At 56.1% G+C, this 16,639-nt stretch carries 15 protein-coding genes; 3 read left to right on the forward strand and 12 right to left on the reverse strand.

Annotated elements, in window-relative coordinates; all coding sequences use genetic code 11:
- The first annotated feature begins 6 nt into the window (after positions 1-6).
- From dnaG to cbiB, 3 genes are all read left to right on the forward strand, one after another.
- Positions 7-1,761, forward strand: coding sequence for a DNA primase (gene dnaG, locus GM415_RS13805; protein ID WP_158949146.1), 1,755 nt, complete (start codon positions 7-9; stop codon positions 1,759-1,761).
- The gene (rpoD, locus tag GM415_RS13810) at positions 1,748-3,496 is read left to right on the forward strand and encodes an RNA polymerase sigma factor RpoD (RefSeq protein WP_158949148.1); all 1,749 of its coding nucleotides are present in this window, start codon (positions 1,748-1,750) and stop codon (positions 3,494-3,496) included. The genes dnaG and rpoD overlap by 14 nt, the downstream gene beginning before the upstream one ends.
- A 68-nt stretch (positions 3,497-3,564) precedes the next feature.
- Positions 3,565-4,515, forward strand: coding sequence for an adenosylcobinamide-phosphate synthase CbiB (cbiB, locus tag GM415_RS13815; RefSeq protein WP_158949150.1), 951 nt, complete (start codon positions 3,565-3,567; stop codon positions 4,513-4,515).
- 39 nt (positions 4,516-4,554) lie between these two features.
- On the opposite strand, the gene GM415_RS13820 is transcribed toward cbiB, so the two are convergent.
- The 12 genes from GM415_RS13820 to prmA all read right to left on the reverse strand — a co-directional run bounded on the left by GM415_RS13820 (position 4,555) and on the right by prmA (position 16,578).
- Complete coding sequence (locus GM415_RS13820; protein WP_158949152.1) at positions 4,555-5,736, reverse strand: sensor histidine kinase; 1,182 nt, start codon at positions 5,734-5,736, stop codon at positions 4,555-4,557.
- Between the two features lie 111 nt (positions 5,737-5,847).
- A complete protein-coding gene (gene proC, locus GM415_RS13825; protein ID WP_158949154.1) occupies positions 5,848-6,648 on the reverse strand; it encodes a pyrroline-5-carboxylate reductase in 801 nt (266 codons plus the stop codon).
- On the reverse strand, positions 6,648-7,070 hold the full coding sequence (gene ndk / locus GM415_RS13830) for a nucleoside-diphosphate kinase (RefSeq protein ID WP_158949156.1): 423 nt from the start codon (positions 7,068-7,070) through the stop codon (positions 6,648-6,650). The genes proC and ndk overlap by 1 nt, the downstream gene beginning before the upstream one ends.
- Positions 7,071-7,145: 75 nt before the next feature.
- Positions 7,146-7,940 carry an ABC transporter ATP-binding protein gene (locus GM415_RS13835; RefSeq protein WP_158949158.1) on the reverse strand — a complete coding sequence of 265 codons (795 nt, stop codon included), beginning with the start codon at positions 7,938-7,940 and terminating at the stop codon, positions 7,146-7,148.
- Entirely contained in the window at positions 7,937-8,836 is a 900-nt protein-coding gene (locus GM415_RS13840; RefSeq protein ID WP_158949160.1) for an ABC transporter permease, read from the reverse strand. Before GM415_RS13840 ends, GM415_RS13835 begins: the two co-directional genes overlap by 4 nt.
- Before the next feature lie 121 nt (positions 8,837-8,957).
- Positions 8,958-9,908: an ABC transporter substrate-binding protein gene (locus tag GM415_RS13845; protein WP_158949161.1), complete on the reverse strand. Its 951-nt coding sequence runs from the start codon at positions 9,906-9,908 to the stop codon at positions 8,958-8,960.
- A 133-nt stretch (positions 9,909-10,041) separates the two neighbouring features.
- On the reverse strand, positions 10,042-11,019 hold the full coding sequence (fliM, locus tag GM415_RS13850) for a flagellar motor switch protein FliM (RefSeq protein ID WP_158949163.1): 978 nt from the start codon (positions 11,017-11,019) through the stop codon (positions 10,042-10,044).
- 350 nt (positions 11,020-11,369) lie between these two features.
- Entirely contained in the window at positions 11,370-12,596 is a 1,227-nt protein-coding gene (locus GM415_RS13855; RefSeq protein ID WP_158949165.1) for a divergent polysaccharide deacetylase family protein, read from the reverse strand.
- A gap of 19 nt (positions 12,597-12,615) precedes the next feature.
- Positions 12,616-13,908, reverse strand: coding sequence for a S41 family peptidase (locus tag GM415_RS13860; RefSeq protein WP_158949167.1), 1,293 nt, complete (start codon positions 13,906-13,908; stop codon positions 12,616-12,618).
- A gap of 44 nt (positions 13,909-13,952) precedes the next feature.
- Positions 13,953-15,059: a murein hydrolase activator EnvC family protein gene (locus tag GM415_RS13865; RefSeq protein WP_158949169.1), complete on the reverse strand. Its 1,107-nt coding sequence runs from the start codon at positions 15,057-15,059 to the stop codon at positions 13,953-13,955.
- A 4-nt stretch (positions 15,060-15,063) separates the two neighbouring features.
- Positions 15,064-15,717 carry an endonuclease III domain-containing protein gene (locus GM415_RS13870; RefSeq protein WP_158949171.1) on the reverse strand — a complete coding sequence of 218 codons (654 nt, stop codon included), beginning with the start codon at positions 15,715-15,717 and terminating at the stop codon, positions 15,064-15,066.
- Entirely contained in the window at positions 15,718-16,578 is an 861-nt protein-coding gene (prmA, locus tag GM415_RS13875) for a 50S ribosomal protein L11 methyltransferase (RefSeq protein ID WP_158949173.1), read from the reverse strand.
- Positions 16,579-16,639: the final 61 nt, after the last annotated feature.

A 16,639-nucleotide genomic window follows, 5' to 3' on the forward strand; every position in this document is an offset into this window, starting at 1 on the left:
CGCGTTTTGGATAGAAGTGCTGTGGAGGCCGTGAAGGCCCGCATCAGCATCGCGGACGTGGTTCGCCGGTATGTGGACCTGAAACCGGTTTCCGGCCGGTTCATGGCCGCGTGTCCGTTCCATCAGGAGACCAAGCCCTCCATGTCGGTGAACGACGATGAGGGGTTTTTCTACTGCTTCGGTTGTCAGGCGTCCGGGGACGTCATTGATTTCTATTCGCGCATCAACGGCCTGGATTTTCGCGAGGCGCTGGAGCAACTCGCGGCGGAAGCGGGTATTGAACTGGGCAACGTGCCGCACGATCCACATGCTGCCGAGCGCAAGGCGCTGAAGCAGAAGCTTCTGGATATGCACGGCGAGGCCAATGATTTTTTCCAGCGCAACCTCCGCATGCAGGCGGGAGAGGGGGCCCGGCGCTACCTTGAAGGACGCGGCATGTCCCCGGAGATGATCAGCCGGTTCGGGTTGGGTTACAGTCCGGACGATTGGCATGGCTTGGACAATTTTCTGCGGACAAAAGGGCGGACACCGGAGGACGGTGTGATTGCCGGACTTTTGTCAAAGAATGAAAAAGGTAATATTTATGACCGGTTCAGAAGTAGACTGATCTTCCCGATCCAAAATTTATCGGGAAAGGTCATTGCTTTTGGCGGCAGAATAATTACAGATGGAGAACCCAAGTATTTAAACAGCTCGGATACACCTATTTACAAGAAGGGCGACCACTTGTACGGGTTGAATCTGGCACGGTCCACCATGACTCGTACAAAGCGGGCCATCCTGACCGAAGGATACATGGATGTCATATCGCTCCATCAGTTCGGCTACACCGATTCCTGCGGCGTTTTGGGCACTGCCCTGACTCCGGAGCAGGTAAAACGGTTGGCTGGCTTTTGCTCGCGCATCGATCTGATTTTCGATGGCGACGGAGCGGGACGCAAAGCGGCACTCAAATCGAGCAGGATGATTCTCCTGCAGGGGGTCGCTTGCAAGGTTGTTCTCATGCCCGATGGCGAGGACGTCGATAGCCTGTTGCAGCAACAGGGCACGGAGGGGGTGGAAGCCTGCATGGCCAATGCCCCTGACGGATTGCAGTTTTGTATGAACACCCTGCGCGCGGAGTTTGCGCCCAGGGATATTATGGCGTGGGCCAAGAGTTTTCTATCGGATCTGTCCGATGCCTCCCTGCGGGCATACTATTTGCCACGCATTGCAGGCGGGTTGGGCTTGTCCGAGGCTGATTTCAGGCGCGATGCAGGTGTTTCTGGACCGCCGCGCAATACCATTTCCCAGCCTCGACAACAGGCGAGACCCGCCGGAATTCCCGGGCAGTGCGCGGTAGGCAAGGAAGATAAGGACGACCGGTATTTTTTGAAGTTTCCCATCCAGTATCCGGACTATATTCCGGCTCTGGTGGAGAGGGGATTCGGACGCATACTCGGTACCGAGTGGGCAGTGGCGCTATGGAATAAACTTGTGAATGCGCAACAGGGCCAGATAATGAGCCTGTTGAATGACCAGGAAAAAAGTTTTTACATCCGGTGCCGCGAGGAAGTGCGTCAATCCGTCCTTTCGGGACACGAATTACTGTGCGAGTGGGAGCATATTTGCAAGAAAATTGCGGATGGACAGGAAAAATCAAGCAGAAGACAGCTCAAAGAGGCTTTGCGGCAGGCGCAATTGAGCGGCGACAGACAGCGCATGAACGAATGCTTCCGGGCCTTGGAAGAATCTCTCAGGAGGGACGATGAGCAATATTAAGGAAATCCAGCAGATAAAAACTCTTATCGCGGAAGGTAAGAAAAAAGGATTCCTGACTTACGACGAGTTGAGCAAGGCGCTGCCTTCTGACTGCAACACGCCGGAACAGCTGGAAGAAATTCATGCCATCTTCGACCAGATGGGTATTGCCCTGGTGGACGACGAAGGCAATGAGAAGAAGTTCGATACGGACGATAAGGACCTGAAGTTCGAAGAAAAAGACGATGAGGATAGCGCGGATTACGCATCCCGGTCTACGGACCCGGTGCGCATGTATCTGCGTGAGATGGGAGCCGTGCCCCTGCTGGACAGGGAAGGCGAAGTCGTCATCGCAAAGAAGATTGAAAACGGCGAGCTGGACGTTCTCTACTCTCTGGTGGAAGTTCCGGTTGCCGTGGAAGAGCTCATCGTTGTGGGTGAAGATCTCGAAGAGGGCCGCGTCAAGCTGAAGGATGTGGTCAAGACAATCGAAGAGGACGACCCGAGCGAGGATGAGATGAACCAGCGTCAGCGGGTCATCCACCTGCTGGCCGAGGTCAAGAAGCTCTACAAGAAGAAAAAGAAGATTTACGAGAAGCTGGACTACTGCGCCCAACCGGACAAACGCGTCTATGGAGTGCAGAAGGATATCCTCAGCTACAAGGACGAGGTCGTCACCCGGTTGCGCGACATCAAGCTGGAGAAGACGCTCATCGACCGGATCATCGAAACCGTCAATGACTACGTCCGCCAGATGCACAACTGTCAGCGCGATCTCTCCGCTTACGTCCTGTCCGTCGGCTTGACCAAGAGCGAGATCGAGGAACTGTTCAAGAAGGTTGACGACCGCGAGATCAACCCCGTGGTCGCTGCGGACCAGCTCGGCATGACCGTTGAGGAGTTCTTCTCCTTCAAGGAAATGCTCGCCGGCAAATTGGAGATCATGCACCGCCTGCAGGACAAGTGTTGCCATTCGGTGCACGATCTGGAGGAAGTTCTCTGGCGCATCAAGCGCGGCAACCAGTCGGCCATGCGAGCCAAGCAGGAGCTTATTCGCGCCAACCTCCGCCTGGTGGTCTCCATCGCCAAGAAGTACACCAACCGTGGCCTGCAGTTCTTGGATCTCATCCAGGAGGGCAACATCGGCCTGATGAAGGCCGTGGACAAATTCGAGTATCAGCGTGGATACAAGTTCTCGACCTATGCAACCTGGTGGATTCGCCAGGCCATCACCCGCGCCATCGCGGACCAGGCCAGGACCATCCGTATTCCCGTGCACATGATCGAGACCATCAACAAGCTTATCCGGACCTCTCGTTATCTCGTCCAGGAGCTTGGGCGTGATCCGTCTCCCGAGGAAATCGCCGAGCGTATGGACTACCCCCTGGAGAAGGTCAAGAAGGTGCTTAAGATCGCCAAGGAACCCATTTCCCTCGAGACGCCCATCGGTGACGAGGAAGATTCCAGCCTGGGCGATTTCATTGAAGACAAGAAGGCCGCCGCGCCTGCCGAGGAAGTGGTCTCTACCAAGCTCAGCGAGCAGATCGCGTCCGTGCTTTCCGATCTCACCCCGCGCGAGGAGCAAGTGCTCCGCAAGCGGTTCGGCATCGGAGAGAAATCCGATCACACCTTGGAGGAGGTCGGCAAACTCTTCAACGTTACCCGCGAGCGCATCAGGCAGATCGAGGCCAAGGCGCTCAGGAAGCTGCGTCATCCGGTTCGCAGCGCGTTGCTCCGGTCCTACTTCGAAAACTAGATCATCCAAAAGGCCGGGAGAACATTCTCCCGGCCTTTTTTCTTGCCCTGTTCGCACCGGGAGAAATCATGGAATCCGCCTTTTACGTTTTGCTCCTTCCGGCGCTTGCCGTATTCCTCGACGCTCGATTGGGCGATCCGCACCACTTTCCACACCCTGTTCGTTTCATCGGCAAAGGGCTGGATTCGTTTGAATACCTTGCTCGTAAAATTGGCCGAAATCTTCATTTAGCCGGATTCCTGGCCCTGGTTCTTTTTCCTTTGGCAGCATGGGGACTGGTGGCCTGGCTGATGGTCATTCCCTATGTCGGTTTTCTGATTGGCCTTTATTTCGCCTATGCGGGGCTTGCTCTTGGGTGCCTTCTGCGGGAATGCCGGGAAGTGGCCAGTAAAATCGATCGTGGGGACCTTTCTGGTGCTCGCATGGCCCTTTCCATGCTGGTCAGTCGCGATACCGATGCCCTGGATGAGCAGGGCATTCGCCGGACCCTGGCTGAGACCCTGAGCGAGAACCTGAATGACGGGTTCGTGGCCCCCTTGTTCTATCTCGTTCTGCTGGGACCGGGAGGTATGTGGGCTTACAAGACGGTCTCAACCATGGATTCCATGTGGGGATACAAAACCGAGGCCTATCGCAAACTCGGCTTTGCCGCAGCCAAGACCGACGACATCCTTGCCTATGTTCCGGCCCGGATTACAGCCTGGTTGCTCCTGTCGGTGGGGAAGGGCAGAGGCCTGGATGCCGATACGGCCAGGCGTTGTTTCAGGAAGGATGCAGCGAAGATGGAGAGCCCCAATGCTGGCTGGCCCATGGCAGCGGCAGCCTGGCTGCTCCAGGGGCAGATGGGAGGGGCAACAGTGTATTTCGGGAAGGTAAAGGAAAAACCAGTGCTTGGCCCCGAAGGAAAGCTCTGGGATGCGAGCATGATCCGCAAACTCATTGCCGTTTGTCAGGCGACTGGATATCGGGCCGCCTGGATTTTCATCCTTCTTTTCGGGGGGATTCAAACGGCATTCTAGAGTGTGCTGCAATAATATTGTTGCTGACAGTACACGCCTCTAGCGTGAAACAGCAATGGAGCCGGGAAGATGGATGTGGAAGGTCGTGCCTTCGTCCACCTCTGACTCGACTCTGATTCGGCCACCATAGTGCTCGACGATTTCCTTGCAGATGGCCAGTCCCAGGCCGGTCCCCAAAAACTTGCCGCCCATGGTGTCGCCGTTGCGGACAACATAGAATTTGTCAAAGATATTCACTAGGCTCTCTTCGGGAATCCCATGGCCCGTGTCCGAAACTGACAGATGGAATCCATTCGTTTCCGAGGCGATGCTCAATCGGATCATTCCCTGCTCGGTGAATTTGAAGGCATTACTGATCAGGTTGACAAGCATTTGTGTGACCTGGTCTGCGTCGACGCGAATGGCAGGCAGACCTTCCTCAAGGCTGGAAACGAACATTACGTCATCGGTTTCCAGGAATAGGCCTTCGACTGCAGCGGTCGATGCTTCAAGAATTTGTTCAAAGGAAACATCCTGGTCCTTCCATTCGAGTTGGCCGGATTCAATTTTCGCCAAATCCAGAACATTGTTGATCAGGCGGGTTAGTCTTCCACATTCCTTGCTGACGATGGTCAGATTGGTTGCGAGTTTCTCCTTTGTTTTTCGAAAGACTTCCGCGTCAGATTTGTATTCCAATGACGCGATTTGTTTCCGCTGTAATTGAGTGAATCCAAAAATGGACGTCAGTGGTGTGCGGAGTTCATGCGAGACCAGGGAAAGAAAGTCCGATTTGAGTTGATCCGCCTTCTGAGCCTCTACCCGAATGGTTATTTCACGCTGCAATCGATCATTCGCTTCCAGCAGACGGCTTTGTTCCTCTTCAAGCTGCCGGTTCTTCTGCAGCAACCTTTCATTGGTTTCATCCAGTGCCGTGAACATCCATTTCTGTATGGTGATGCCCATCAGAACGAAGATCGCGCCAAAAAAGAAGATGACAGCAACGAAGAGAGAGCTGGCAAATTCAATTCTCTCGAGAAAAAGAAAAAAGACGGCAAGATAACCAAGGAAAAAGAACACCATGAAGAATTGGTGGGACAGGATCAGAACCTTGGTCCGACGGGAAGTCGCTTTACTTTTCTTGCGAATGGCCTCGACTGTATGACGGTGGCTGCCGATGTTCACCAACATCAGCGCAGCTCCGAAGAGAATCAAGGCGCTCGAGAGAAGTGATACCCAACTCATCCATTCTCCATGAGAATATTTATTTATGCAGATGGGGCTATTATCCGTTGCCCGTATAAAAGGCAAGGATGGCGTTTTAAACGCAAAGGGCTCCCGGAGGAGCCCTTTGTTTTATTCGCCTAATTCAATACTTCGCAAATAGGATTCGAAGACTCCGTCAATGATGTTCCCGCGTATGGCGGTTCGATCGAAGTGTTGCAGGGCTCGAATGGTAGTGCCTCCCGGCGAGGTGACCATTTCTCGCAACTGCGTCACCGGGAACTCGCTCTGGTCCGCCAGCTTGGCCGAGCCGAGGAAGAGTCCCTTGACCATCTGTGTCGCCTGGGGGCGAGTGAGCCCTAGGGCAACACCGGATTCGATGAGGGCCTCCATGAAGTAGAAGACGTAGGCCGGGCCGGAGCCGATGACGCCGGTGAAGGCATCAAAGAGTTTTTCCGGCAGCACATGAGTCTGGCCGATGCCCTCCAGAAGGGAGGGAACCGTCGTCTTCATGTCGTCGGTCAAGTCCTTGTCGTCAAGACAGATGGCGGACACGGATTCGCCGACCAGGGCAGGGGTATTGGGCATGACGCGAACAATCGGGCAAAGGCCGTCGGTCCAATCTTTGAAAACGGCCACATTCAGGCCGGCGCAGATGGAGATCAGGCATTTTTTGGCGTTCAACTCGGAGGTGATTTCTTTCACCACCGGCTCGGCATGCTGCGGTTTGATGGCCAGGACGATGTAGTCACAGGCTTTGACCAGATCTACAGCGGTTTCCTGGGCCACGACACCACACTCTTTGCCGAGCTTGGTGACCATGCCCATGTTGAGATCGAAGCCGTGCAGCTCGACCGAATCACGGGAAGCAAGGCCGCGAATGATGGCCCCGCCCATGTTACCTACGCCGATGAACCCGATTTTCTTAGTCATTATCCCACCAATTCGTTCTCGTTGAAGAAGTAAGCCACCTCGGTCTTGGCGGTGTCGGGACCGTCGGAACCGTGGCAGGAGTTGTTCTGGATATCCTGGCCGTATGCTGCGCGGATGGTGCCTTCTTCGGCATCGGCCGGATTGGTGGCGCCCATCAGCTTGCGGTAGGCTTCAATGGCGTTTTCGCCTTCCAGGCAGGAGACGACCACCGGGCCGGAAATCATGTAGTCCACCAGTTCGCCGAAGAAGGGGCGTTCCTTGTGAACGGCGTAGAAACCTTCGGCCTTGGCGCGGTCCATGTGGATCATCTTCATGCCTTTGATTTTCAGGCCGGAGTCGGTGATCATTTTCAGGATTTCGGCGATCAGGCCGCGTTCGACAGCATCGGGTTTGATGATGGAAAAGGTTTGTTCAATAGCCATGTGTACCTCCAATTCTTGTCTCGTATACCTATCGGCAGTTTTTTGCCAGTTAAACAGAAGCTGCCCGGAAAACAGCTAACACAACAGCATGCGGTCAGAGATCTCCGCCTCACCACGCAGTTCCGAGAACCGCAGCAGAAGGTCTTCGACCTTGAGATTTTTCTTCTCCTCCCCGGAGATGTCCATGACGATCTCACCGCGGTGGAACATGACCAGCCGATTGCCCATGGTAATGGCCTGGTTCATATTATGGGTGACCATCAGCGCGGTCAGATTCTGCGAAGAGACGATTTCCTCGGTCAGGTCGAGGATCATGCCACCGGTCTTGGGGTCCAGGGCGGCTGTATGCTCGTCCAGGAGCAGCAGATTGGGGCGGACCAGGGTGGCCATGAGCATAGTCAGGGCTTGGCGCTGGCCACCGGAAAGCAGTCCGGTGAGCGTCTTGAGGCGGTCCTCCAGCCCGAGCTTGAGCACAGAGAGCTTTTCCTTGAAGAAAAGTCGGTCTTTCTTTTTGACCCCGAGTCCCAAGCCGCGGCGCTGACCGCGTTTAATGGCCATGGCCAGATTCTGCTCAATGGTCGCTCCGGCGCAGGTGCCGAGAAGGGGGTCCTGGAACACCCGCCCTATGAGCTTGGCACGACGGAATTCGGTCCATCGCGTGATGTCCTCATTCTCCAGCACGATGCGTCCCTCATCCAGCGGAAAGGTGCCTGCCAGGGCGTTGAGGAAGGTGGACTTGCCTGCGCCGTTGGAACCGATAATGGTGATGAAATCGCCATCCTTGACCTCGAGGTTGACGCCGTTCAACGCCTTCACCTCGTTGACGTCCCCTCTGTTGAACGCCTTGGTGATGTTGGAGATGCTGATCATGACGCGCTCCTGGGCAGGAATTTACGTTTGACCCTGGGCATGACCAGCGCGGTGACGACAAGCAGGGCGGTGATGAGATTCAGGTCGCTGGGCGTAAACGAAAACTCGCCGAGCTTGAGCCCGAGGGCCAGGGCGATGGCTATGCGATACAGGACGGAGCCCAGCAGTGCTGCGATGAGCGCCCGGGTAATGGTTTTGTCTCCGAATACCGTTTCGCCGATGATGACAGAGGCGAGTCCTGCGATGATGGTGCCCACACCCATGTTCACATCCGCAGCTCCCTGATTCTGTGCGACCAGGGAACCGGAGATGGCGACCAGGGCATTGGAGAGGCCCACGCCAAAGATGATGACGCTGTCCGTGTTGACACCCTGGCTTGTGATCATCTGCTTGTTGTCGCCGGTGGCCAGGAAGGCCAGGCCCTGCTCGGTGTGCAGGAACCAGATGAGCACTGCCACGGCCAGGATGCAGATAATCAGGAAAAGGAAGGGAGTCGAAAGGTATGCAGCCCACCCTGTGGATTCGATGAACCAATCGACAACCGTGTCCTGGCCGAGCAGGGTCATGTTCGGCCTGCCCATGATCCGCAGGTTGATGGAATACAGGGAGATCATTGTCAAAATGGACGCAAGCAGGTGAAGGATCTTGAATTTAGTATTCAAAACCCCGGTCATGGCTCCGGCGAGGAAACCCGCTCCCGCGGACAGGAGGATGGCGAGAGCCGGGGAATATCCTGCGGAGATGCACACTGCGGTTACGGAGGCGCCGAGAGGCAGGCTACCGTCAACCGTGAGATCCGGGAAATCCAGCACCCGGAAGGTGATGTAGACGCCAATGACCATCAGGCCATAGGCGAATCCCATCTCAAGTGCACCAAACAGAGCGTATGTAGTCATTACTTAATCCTGATTCAAATTCTTCGGACCGAACGGCCCTCGCAAAACAAAGGGAAAGGCGCGTTGTGAACAACGCGCCTTGTATACTGATTGGGAGGAATACGCAAATGGGCCTGTGTGGCTATTCGATGACCTTTTCCGCGCGTTGGATCATTTCCTCCGGCAGGGTCACACCCATGGAGGCAGCAGCCTTCTTGTTGACATGCAGGTTGAGGTCGTTGAGGAACTCCACGGGCATGTCGCTCGGCTTCACGCCTTCGACCAGAATGCGGTATGCCATGTCGCCGCTCTGGAGGCCCATTTTGTAATAGTCCAGGGCCACGGCCGCGACGGCACCGCGCGACACGGAGTCGACGTCGGCAGCGATAAGCGGCAGCTTGTTCTGGCGGCAGACTTTGACTGCGGATTCGATTGCGGAGACCACGGTGTTGTCCGTGGGTACGTAAACCGCGTCGGCCCGGCCCACCAGGCTCTTGGCGGCCTGGTACACGCCGCTGGAGTTGGCGATGGTAGCTTCCTCAACGGAGAGGCCCGCTTTGGCGGCTTCTTCCTTGAGTTTGTTGACCAGAACCACGGAGTTGGGCTCTCCCGCGTTGTAGATGACGCCGATGGTCTTGACCGTGGGGACGACTTCCTGAATCAGGGCCACATGCTTGTCCATGGGGCTGAAGTCAGACATGCCGGTGATGTTTCCGCCGCCACTGTTGGCAAGGTCCTTGACCAGACCAGCAGAGACCGGATCAGTGACACCGGTGAAGACGATGGGAATATCCTTGATTTTCTGCGCGGCGGCCTGGGCACCGGGTGTGGCGATGGCCAGTACCAGGTCGGGCTGTTCGCCGATGATCTGGCTGATGATTTGGACGTTGGTGGCAGGGTTGCCCTGGGCGATGTGTACGTTGGCAGTCACATCAACGCCTTTTTCCTTGAGGCGGTCAAGAGTTCCCTTGCGGATGGCGTCCAGCGCGGGATGCTCGACGATCTGAGTGACGGAAACGGTGTAGGACTTGGCGGCGAAAGCAGTGCTGGCAATCAGGCACAGCGCCACGACGGTCAAAATGATCTTTTTCATGGATACACTCCTCATTTGATTGATCCGGAAACATTGAAATCTGGCAGCGACAAAGTCAAGAGGTTCCCGGTTTCAAGACCACAAAAAAGGCTGCCTGACGGCAGCCTTTTAAAACAAATTTTGACGGAATCAGCTAATAGCGAATTTCTTCTTCCTTGATGACTCGGAAAGACTTGTTGCCTTTGACCCGGCCAGGCAGCCCTTGGAACTTGCGAACGCCCTCCACCTCTGCCTCAAGGAGCTCGTCCTCGTCGGTGTCGAGAAGAATGATGTCGCCTTCCTGAAGGTAGAGCAACTGCCGCCCGCTGATGGTCGTCTTGCCCAGACGGACTACCATCTCCACCGGCGTCTCCATGAGACGCTCCTTGAAGCGATTGATCCAGACATGGTCCACTTCCAGCCTCTCGGACTGGAACGAGGCATGCAGCTTGGAGCGGATGGGCTCCATGGTCGCATAGGGGAGGCAGACGATAAGCGAGCCGATGGCGTTTTCCAGTTCCACCTCGAAGGTCACTACGATGACAACGTCGGAGGGCGGAACAATGGCCGCGAACTGGGGGTTGACCTCGGTGCGCACCATCTCCACGTGGACCTCATGCACCGGCTTCCAGGATTCCTCCATATTGGCCAGGGCAATCTTTACCACGCGTTCGACGATAGCCTGCTCAATGGGCGTGAAGTCGCGTCCCTCCACCTTGGGTTGGGAGCCTGCACCACCGAAGAAGTTTTCCACCAGGGCAAAGACAAGCCTGGAATCGACGACGAGCAGGGCGTTGCCGCGCAGGGGGTCCATCTTGAAAATGGAAATGGATGTCGGCACAGGCAGGGAGCGCATGAAGTCGCCGAACTTGGACATGTCGATGGAGATGGGGTTGATGTCCACCCGCTTGCGCATGGTGTTGGCCAGGGCATTGGTGCACAGGCGTGAAAAGCGATCGTTGACGATCTCGAGAACGGGCATACGGCCGCGAATGATCCGGTCCTGGTTGGCCAGATCGAACGCGACCACACCGGAGTCGTCCTCCGGTATTTCGGTCTCCGTCTCGACGTCCCCTCCGGAAAGTCCCCGGAGCAGGGCATCAACTTCATCTTGTTCGAGGATCTTGCTCATGAAAACAAAGCCTCTCTCATTGGGCCGGTTAAGTGTCCGCGCGTTTCCGGCTCGTGCCGGATTTTTGAACGCCGTTACAGACTAAAGCAAAAAGCGGACCGAAGCCCATACTATCTATTCGGCCATTGGCCCGAATCCCTTAGGGAACTGTGACACATCCCCCGCCACCATGGCAACAATGGGAGGGGAAGCTGATACCGAATTTGTCCGGAAAATGTTTAAACAAACGCTAAAATGAAAATTTAATTAAATTAAATTAAATTGTTAGAATGCCAAATAAGATAGCATGCAAAGAGTATGAGGTAAAAAGTGGAGGCAATCTGCGGTGCCGTGCGGATTTGTTAAAAATCCTATTGAGGCGCCATCTTCGACAGGTAAACCAGACGGATGGCCTTGTTGCGGGTCTGTCCCCATTGCCTGAGAGCGTCGAGAGTTTGCCGGTGCGGGTGGCCGATGGCGATGGCATGTCCCTGCTTGTGGGCAACGTTTTCCGCCTTCTTGAGTTGGAGGATGATAGCGTTCACGTCCTTGACGTTGTCGATGAATATATCGCGTTCGTAATAGGGGATATGAGCTTCCTTAGCTGTTGTTCTGCCCACGCTTTTGCCCGTGGTCATACTGTCCAGGAAGAAGAGGCCATTCCGTTTGAATTCGGCAAGGGCAACCTTCATGCCGGGCGCATCGGTGGTAAATCTGGAGCCCATATGATTGTTGACGCCGATTGCCTCGGGAATTCGGGCCACGTTCAGGGCCACACGCTGTCTGATCTGTTCAGGGGACATTTTCACGAAGAGAGCATCGTCGCCCGGATCGTATTCAGGGTAACCCTGCGGCTCCATGGGGAAGTGAATCAGCAGGTCATGCCGATTTTCCGTGACCAGTTCAGCTGATTCCCGCGTGTGGGTAGCGTTGGGCCAGACAGCGAGGGTCACGGGGAAATCAAGGGAGAGGAGACCCTTGAGGATGGGCAGATTTTCACCAATGTCGTCGATAACGACGGCCAGTTCCGGCCCTTCAGGCTCAGGGCGGGGCAGGGCCAGGGGAACGGACTCCAGCAGCAGTCTGTGTGTGGGGAGGCCGTTGATGAACAGGGCAAGTTCGTTTTTCGCACTTGGCTCCACGACCGCCTGAGGCAGTCGGCTGGCGAGGTTGGTTTTCAGATTTTTCAGGAAAAGACTGTGATTGGGGACAGCGGGGAGCTGGAGGACCTGATAGTGGTAGCCTTTGCCTTCTAACCTGCGGATTTCCACGTCCAGCAGGTCCATCTGATTCAGGCCAAGGTCCATGGCCTTCATTGTTTCGATTATCGCCAGGTCTGCCTGTTTGACCATGTCCTCCATGTCGGAGGAGGTATCTTCTTCGTAGATCCGAGGGGCCTCGGCGGGCGCAGGCGCTTCCTCAACCACGACCACGGGAGGGGGCGTTTCCTCGGTCAGCAGAAAATAGCCCAGGCCAGCCAGGGCGGCAAAGGCCAGAGTAAAGAGGAAAATCAACGGACCGGGCCGATACAGGCTGCTGAGCAACCTGTCCAACCCGGTCCTTTCGGTTTCTTTTTCTTCCTGGGAACGTTCGTCCATGGGAAGAGAATATCCTTCTTTAGATGATGTTTTTCAGTTTGGGCAGCGTCTTGACCAGTTCCAAGGCCATGCGGAGCTGATTGTCCCGCTCCAGACGGTCCTTGGCCTTTTGGGCGTCTTCGTCCGTGTCCTTTTTGCGGTCCGTTCCCTTGGAGCCGTTTTCCAGGTGATGAGTCAGGTCCTTTTCACGCACGGTGAAGCGTTCACGCATTGCCTCGTCCTCATCCTTGGTGGGAGCCACGAAGGGGATGCGGATGTCAGGCTCAATGCCTTTGGCCTGGATGGAACGGCCATTGGGGGTGTAATAGAGCGCGGTGGTCAGCTTGATGCCTGAGCCGTCGGACATGGGGATGATGGTCTGGACGGAGCCTTTGCCGAAAGAACGCTCGCCCAGGATCAGGCCGCGCTTGTGGTCCTGCAGGGCGCCTGCCACGATCTCGGAAGCGGAAGCGGATCCGGCGTTGATCAGGGTAACCATGGGCACCGAGACCTCGTCGGCGTTCTTGGAGGCGTAGAAGTCCTTGCGGGAATGCTTGGCCTTGCCCTGGATGTAGACGATGGTGCCGTCCTTGATGAAGGTGTCGGCCACGGACACGGCCTGGCCCAGGAGTCCGCCGGGGTTGTTGCGCAGGTCGAGCACGATGCCCTTGAGCTCATGCGATTTGCGGTACTCGGCGATCTTTTCGCGCATATTCTTGGTGGTGGATTCCTTGAACCCGGTCAGTCGGAGATAGAGGTAGCCGTCCTCAAGAGACTGGGACTTGACGGAAACGATGGGGATGGTGCCGCGCACGATGGCGACTTCCTCGGGCTTGTTGGAGTCCTTGTGCAGGATCACCAGATTGACCGTGGTGCCCTTTTTGCCCCGGATGCGTTTGACCGCATCCATCAGGGTCATGTCCTGGGTGGACTCGCCGTTGATTTCAAGAATGATGTCGCCAGCCAGGAGCCCCGCCTTGTAGGCAGGCGTGTCCTCGATGGGCGTGACCACGATGAGGCGGCCCTGGTCCAGGCTGATCTCGATGCCGATACCGGAGAATTTGCCGGCGGTCTGGTCCTGCATGTCCTTGTAGTCTTCAGGGGTCATGTAGGTGGAGTGGGGGTCAAGCTGCTCAATCATCCCCTTGATGGAGTTGTCGATGAGTTGCTTGCGCGTAACCGGCTCGACGTAGGAGCTTTCGACCATATCCAGAACCTGCGAGAATCGCTTGAGCGCCTGAAAATGGTCGTCGTTGGCGGCCTGGGTGGAGACCGGCCCTGCAGTCAGGGTAAAGAGCAAAAGAAATGTGGCAATCCAGAGCGATACGCGCATATGTCCTCCCGTAAAACGGAGTCTGTTCTGAAATTGGTGCCGCGCTATCGGCGTGCGGTCAACCAAAGCTTTGGGTTAATTGGTTTTTGATGAAAACGCAATTCAAAATACAGCCCGGGCCCGCCCGCCTTGGGGTTGTAGCCTACCACGCCGAGGGGCTCGTTCTTTTCCACCTCTTGTCCATTTCGTACATAGGTCTCGGACAAGTAGGCGTAAAGACTATAGTAATTATATCCATGGTAGACGATGACCACGTGTCCGAAACCGCGCAGGGTGTCATTGTGCACCACCTTGCCCCAGAACACGGACTGGACCCCGGTCCCTTCCGGTGCGCTCAGGATCAGACCGCGTACCGGCGGCTTGGCCTTGGGCCGAAAGCCCGACACAAGGTGTCCGTTCACGGGCCAGGGCAGGGTGCGTTTGTAGAGCGAAAATCGTTTGGTCTTCTGTGACTGCAACTGGTAGCGGAGGTCTTCGATACTGGCCAGAATTTCGCTCAGTTCGGTTTCGGCGTCACTCCGTTCCTTGCGGACTTTGTTCAGTTTTTTACGAAGTGAGTACTGGCTGCCCAGGAGCCGGTCCTTGTTCTTGTTGACCATGGCCAGCTGATTTTCCGCCTCTGCTTCCAGGAGGCGTTGGCGCTCAAGGTTTCGGGCTATTCGCTCGGAGTTGACTCGCGCCTCTTCCAGTTTTTCCCTGGTGGCTCCGTAGATGTCAGTAAGCCAGTTGAAGCGGCGATCGAATTCATCCCAACTGTCCACGCCCTCGAAACGGGCGCGTATGTTTTGCAGGTGCACGGGCCACAGGGTGCGAACCAGGTCAGCCAGCTCGCCGGAGATGAGCTGCTTTTCCTTTTCCAAGGCGAAGTGTTCCTGCCGGGCTTTGCGTTCATTGTCGCGGATGCCCTTGAGGACTTTTTCCTGCTGTCCGACCTTGCTCTTGAGCACGCGGATGTCATGTTCGATGTCCGAAAGCTTGGTGGATATGCGTCCGGCCTGTTTGGTCAGTTCGCGGACCTTCATTTCCTTGTCGTCCGCCCGTTGATGCTCCTGTTGAAGGGATTGCTGCAAGGCCTCACCATCCTCCTCCGCGCGGGCGGAGCCCGGTAGGACCGTCAGGAGAAGGGCGAGGAGCAGGAGGAATTGTTTCATGATGTCAGGAAGCTAGAAACGGTTTGAGCGGGCAGGTATCGCATAGCCCGGCTTTCTTTTTGCACCAGTCCTTGCCGGCGCGAACGATGAGCGCATGGTATTCATTGTACAGTGCCACATCCTCGGGCAGGGCGTCCATGAAAAGCGCCTGGAGATCATGGTATTCGATCCCTTCCCAGGCAAGGGCATGCCGTCCCATCAGCCGGGCGGTGTAGGCATCCACCACAAAGGTGGGTTTTTCCAACGCGTACAGCAGGATGGAATCAGCGGTTTCCGGGCCCACGCCGTTGATGCCCAACACCTTTGGCCGAAGCTCATGCAAAGGTTGAACTTTGAGAGCCTCTAGATCGTAGTCTGCCTCAATACGCAGAAATTCCAAGAAATTTCTGAGCCGTTTTGTCTTGATGTTATAGTAACCGGCGGGGCGGATCAACTCGGCCAGTTCCGAGGGGGGCAGTTCCAGCATGGCCCGGGCAGACAGGTTGCCGCTCTCCTTGAGGTTGGTGATGGCCTTTTCCACGTTCTGCCAGTTGGTGTTCTGGGTCAGTATTGCTCCCACGGCAATTTCGAACGGAGTGTCGCCCGGCCACCAATGGCTCGGGCCAAGGGCGTCAAGCAACGCCCCGTACATGTCGCGGATGACCGCGCCCGTGCCCATCTAGCCGACCTTCTCCCAGACAAGGCAGGACCATTCGCCGTCGATGAATCGTTCCGGCGCCCCGATTCCGCGTCTTTCGTAAGCGTCGGCCACGGCGTCGGCCTGGTTGCCAGCGAGAATGCCGGACAGAATGAGTACACCGCCAGGTTTGACGTGGGCTGTGATGTCCATGGCCATCTCAATGAGCGGCCCGGAGAGGATATTGGCCACAACCAGGTCGAAAAACTTGTCCTTGTCCAGGCAGTCGATGCTGCCCACAGCCAGTTCAAGGGTGTCCGCCACATTGTTGTTCTGGGCGTTTTCCACGGCGCAGACAATGGCCTGGGGGTCGATGTCGAGCCCGGTGCCATGCAGTCCGAGTTTGCACATGCCGATGCCCAAAATACCCGACCCCGTGCCCAGATCGAGGAACTCCTGTCCCTCTTTGAGCAGTCCTTTTTTGGCCAGCTTGCCGATGGTCTCCAGGCAGAGGGCCGTGGTCGGGTGATGACCGGTGCCAAAGGCCATCTTTGGCTCTATGACGATGTGGGTCGAGCCGTTTTCTTCGCCGTCCTCAAGCCAAGGAGGGAGAATCTTGAATGTCTCGCCACAGTTGACCGGGGAAAAGAAATCCTTCCAGGCCATGGCCCAGTCTTCGGATTCCTGTTCGGAGTAGACAACGTCTGTATCCGGAAATTCGGTCTGGAAAGCCTTGACCATTTCCATGCCCAGGGGATGGTCCTCAAGATACATAGTAAAGTGCCGACCTCCGTCTGCCGGGGTTTCCTCCCAGCCGTGAGGGACTTTGGAGGCGATGAAAACTCCGGCCTCGTCGGCCAGGTCTTCGGCAATAGTGAACTCGATTTTCAAAAGGGTGGACATGAATGCTCCGCTTTGGTGGATATGAAAAGGCCGGGAACCGAAGCTCCCGGCCCTGTATTGT

Origin of the sequence: Pseudodesulfovibrio cashew, from assembly GCF_009762795.1 — a bacterium.
Lineage (GTDB): Bacteria > Desulfobacterota > Desulfovibrionia > Desulfovibrionales > Desulfovibrionaceae > Pseudodesulfovibrio > Pseudodesulfovibrio cashew.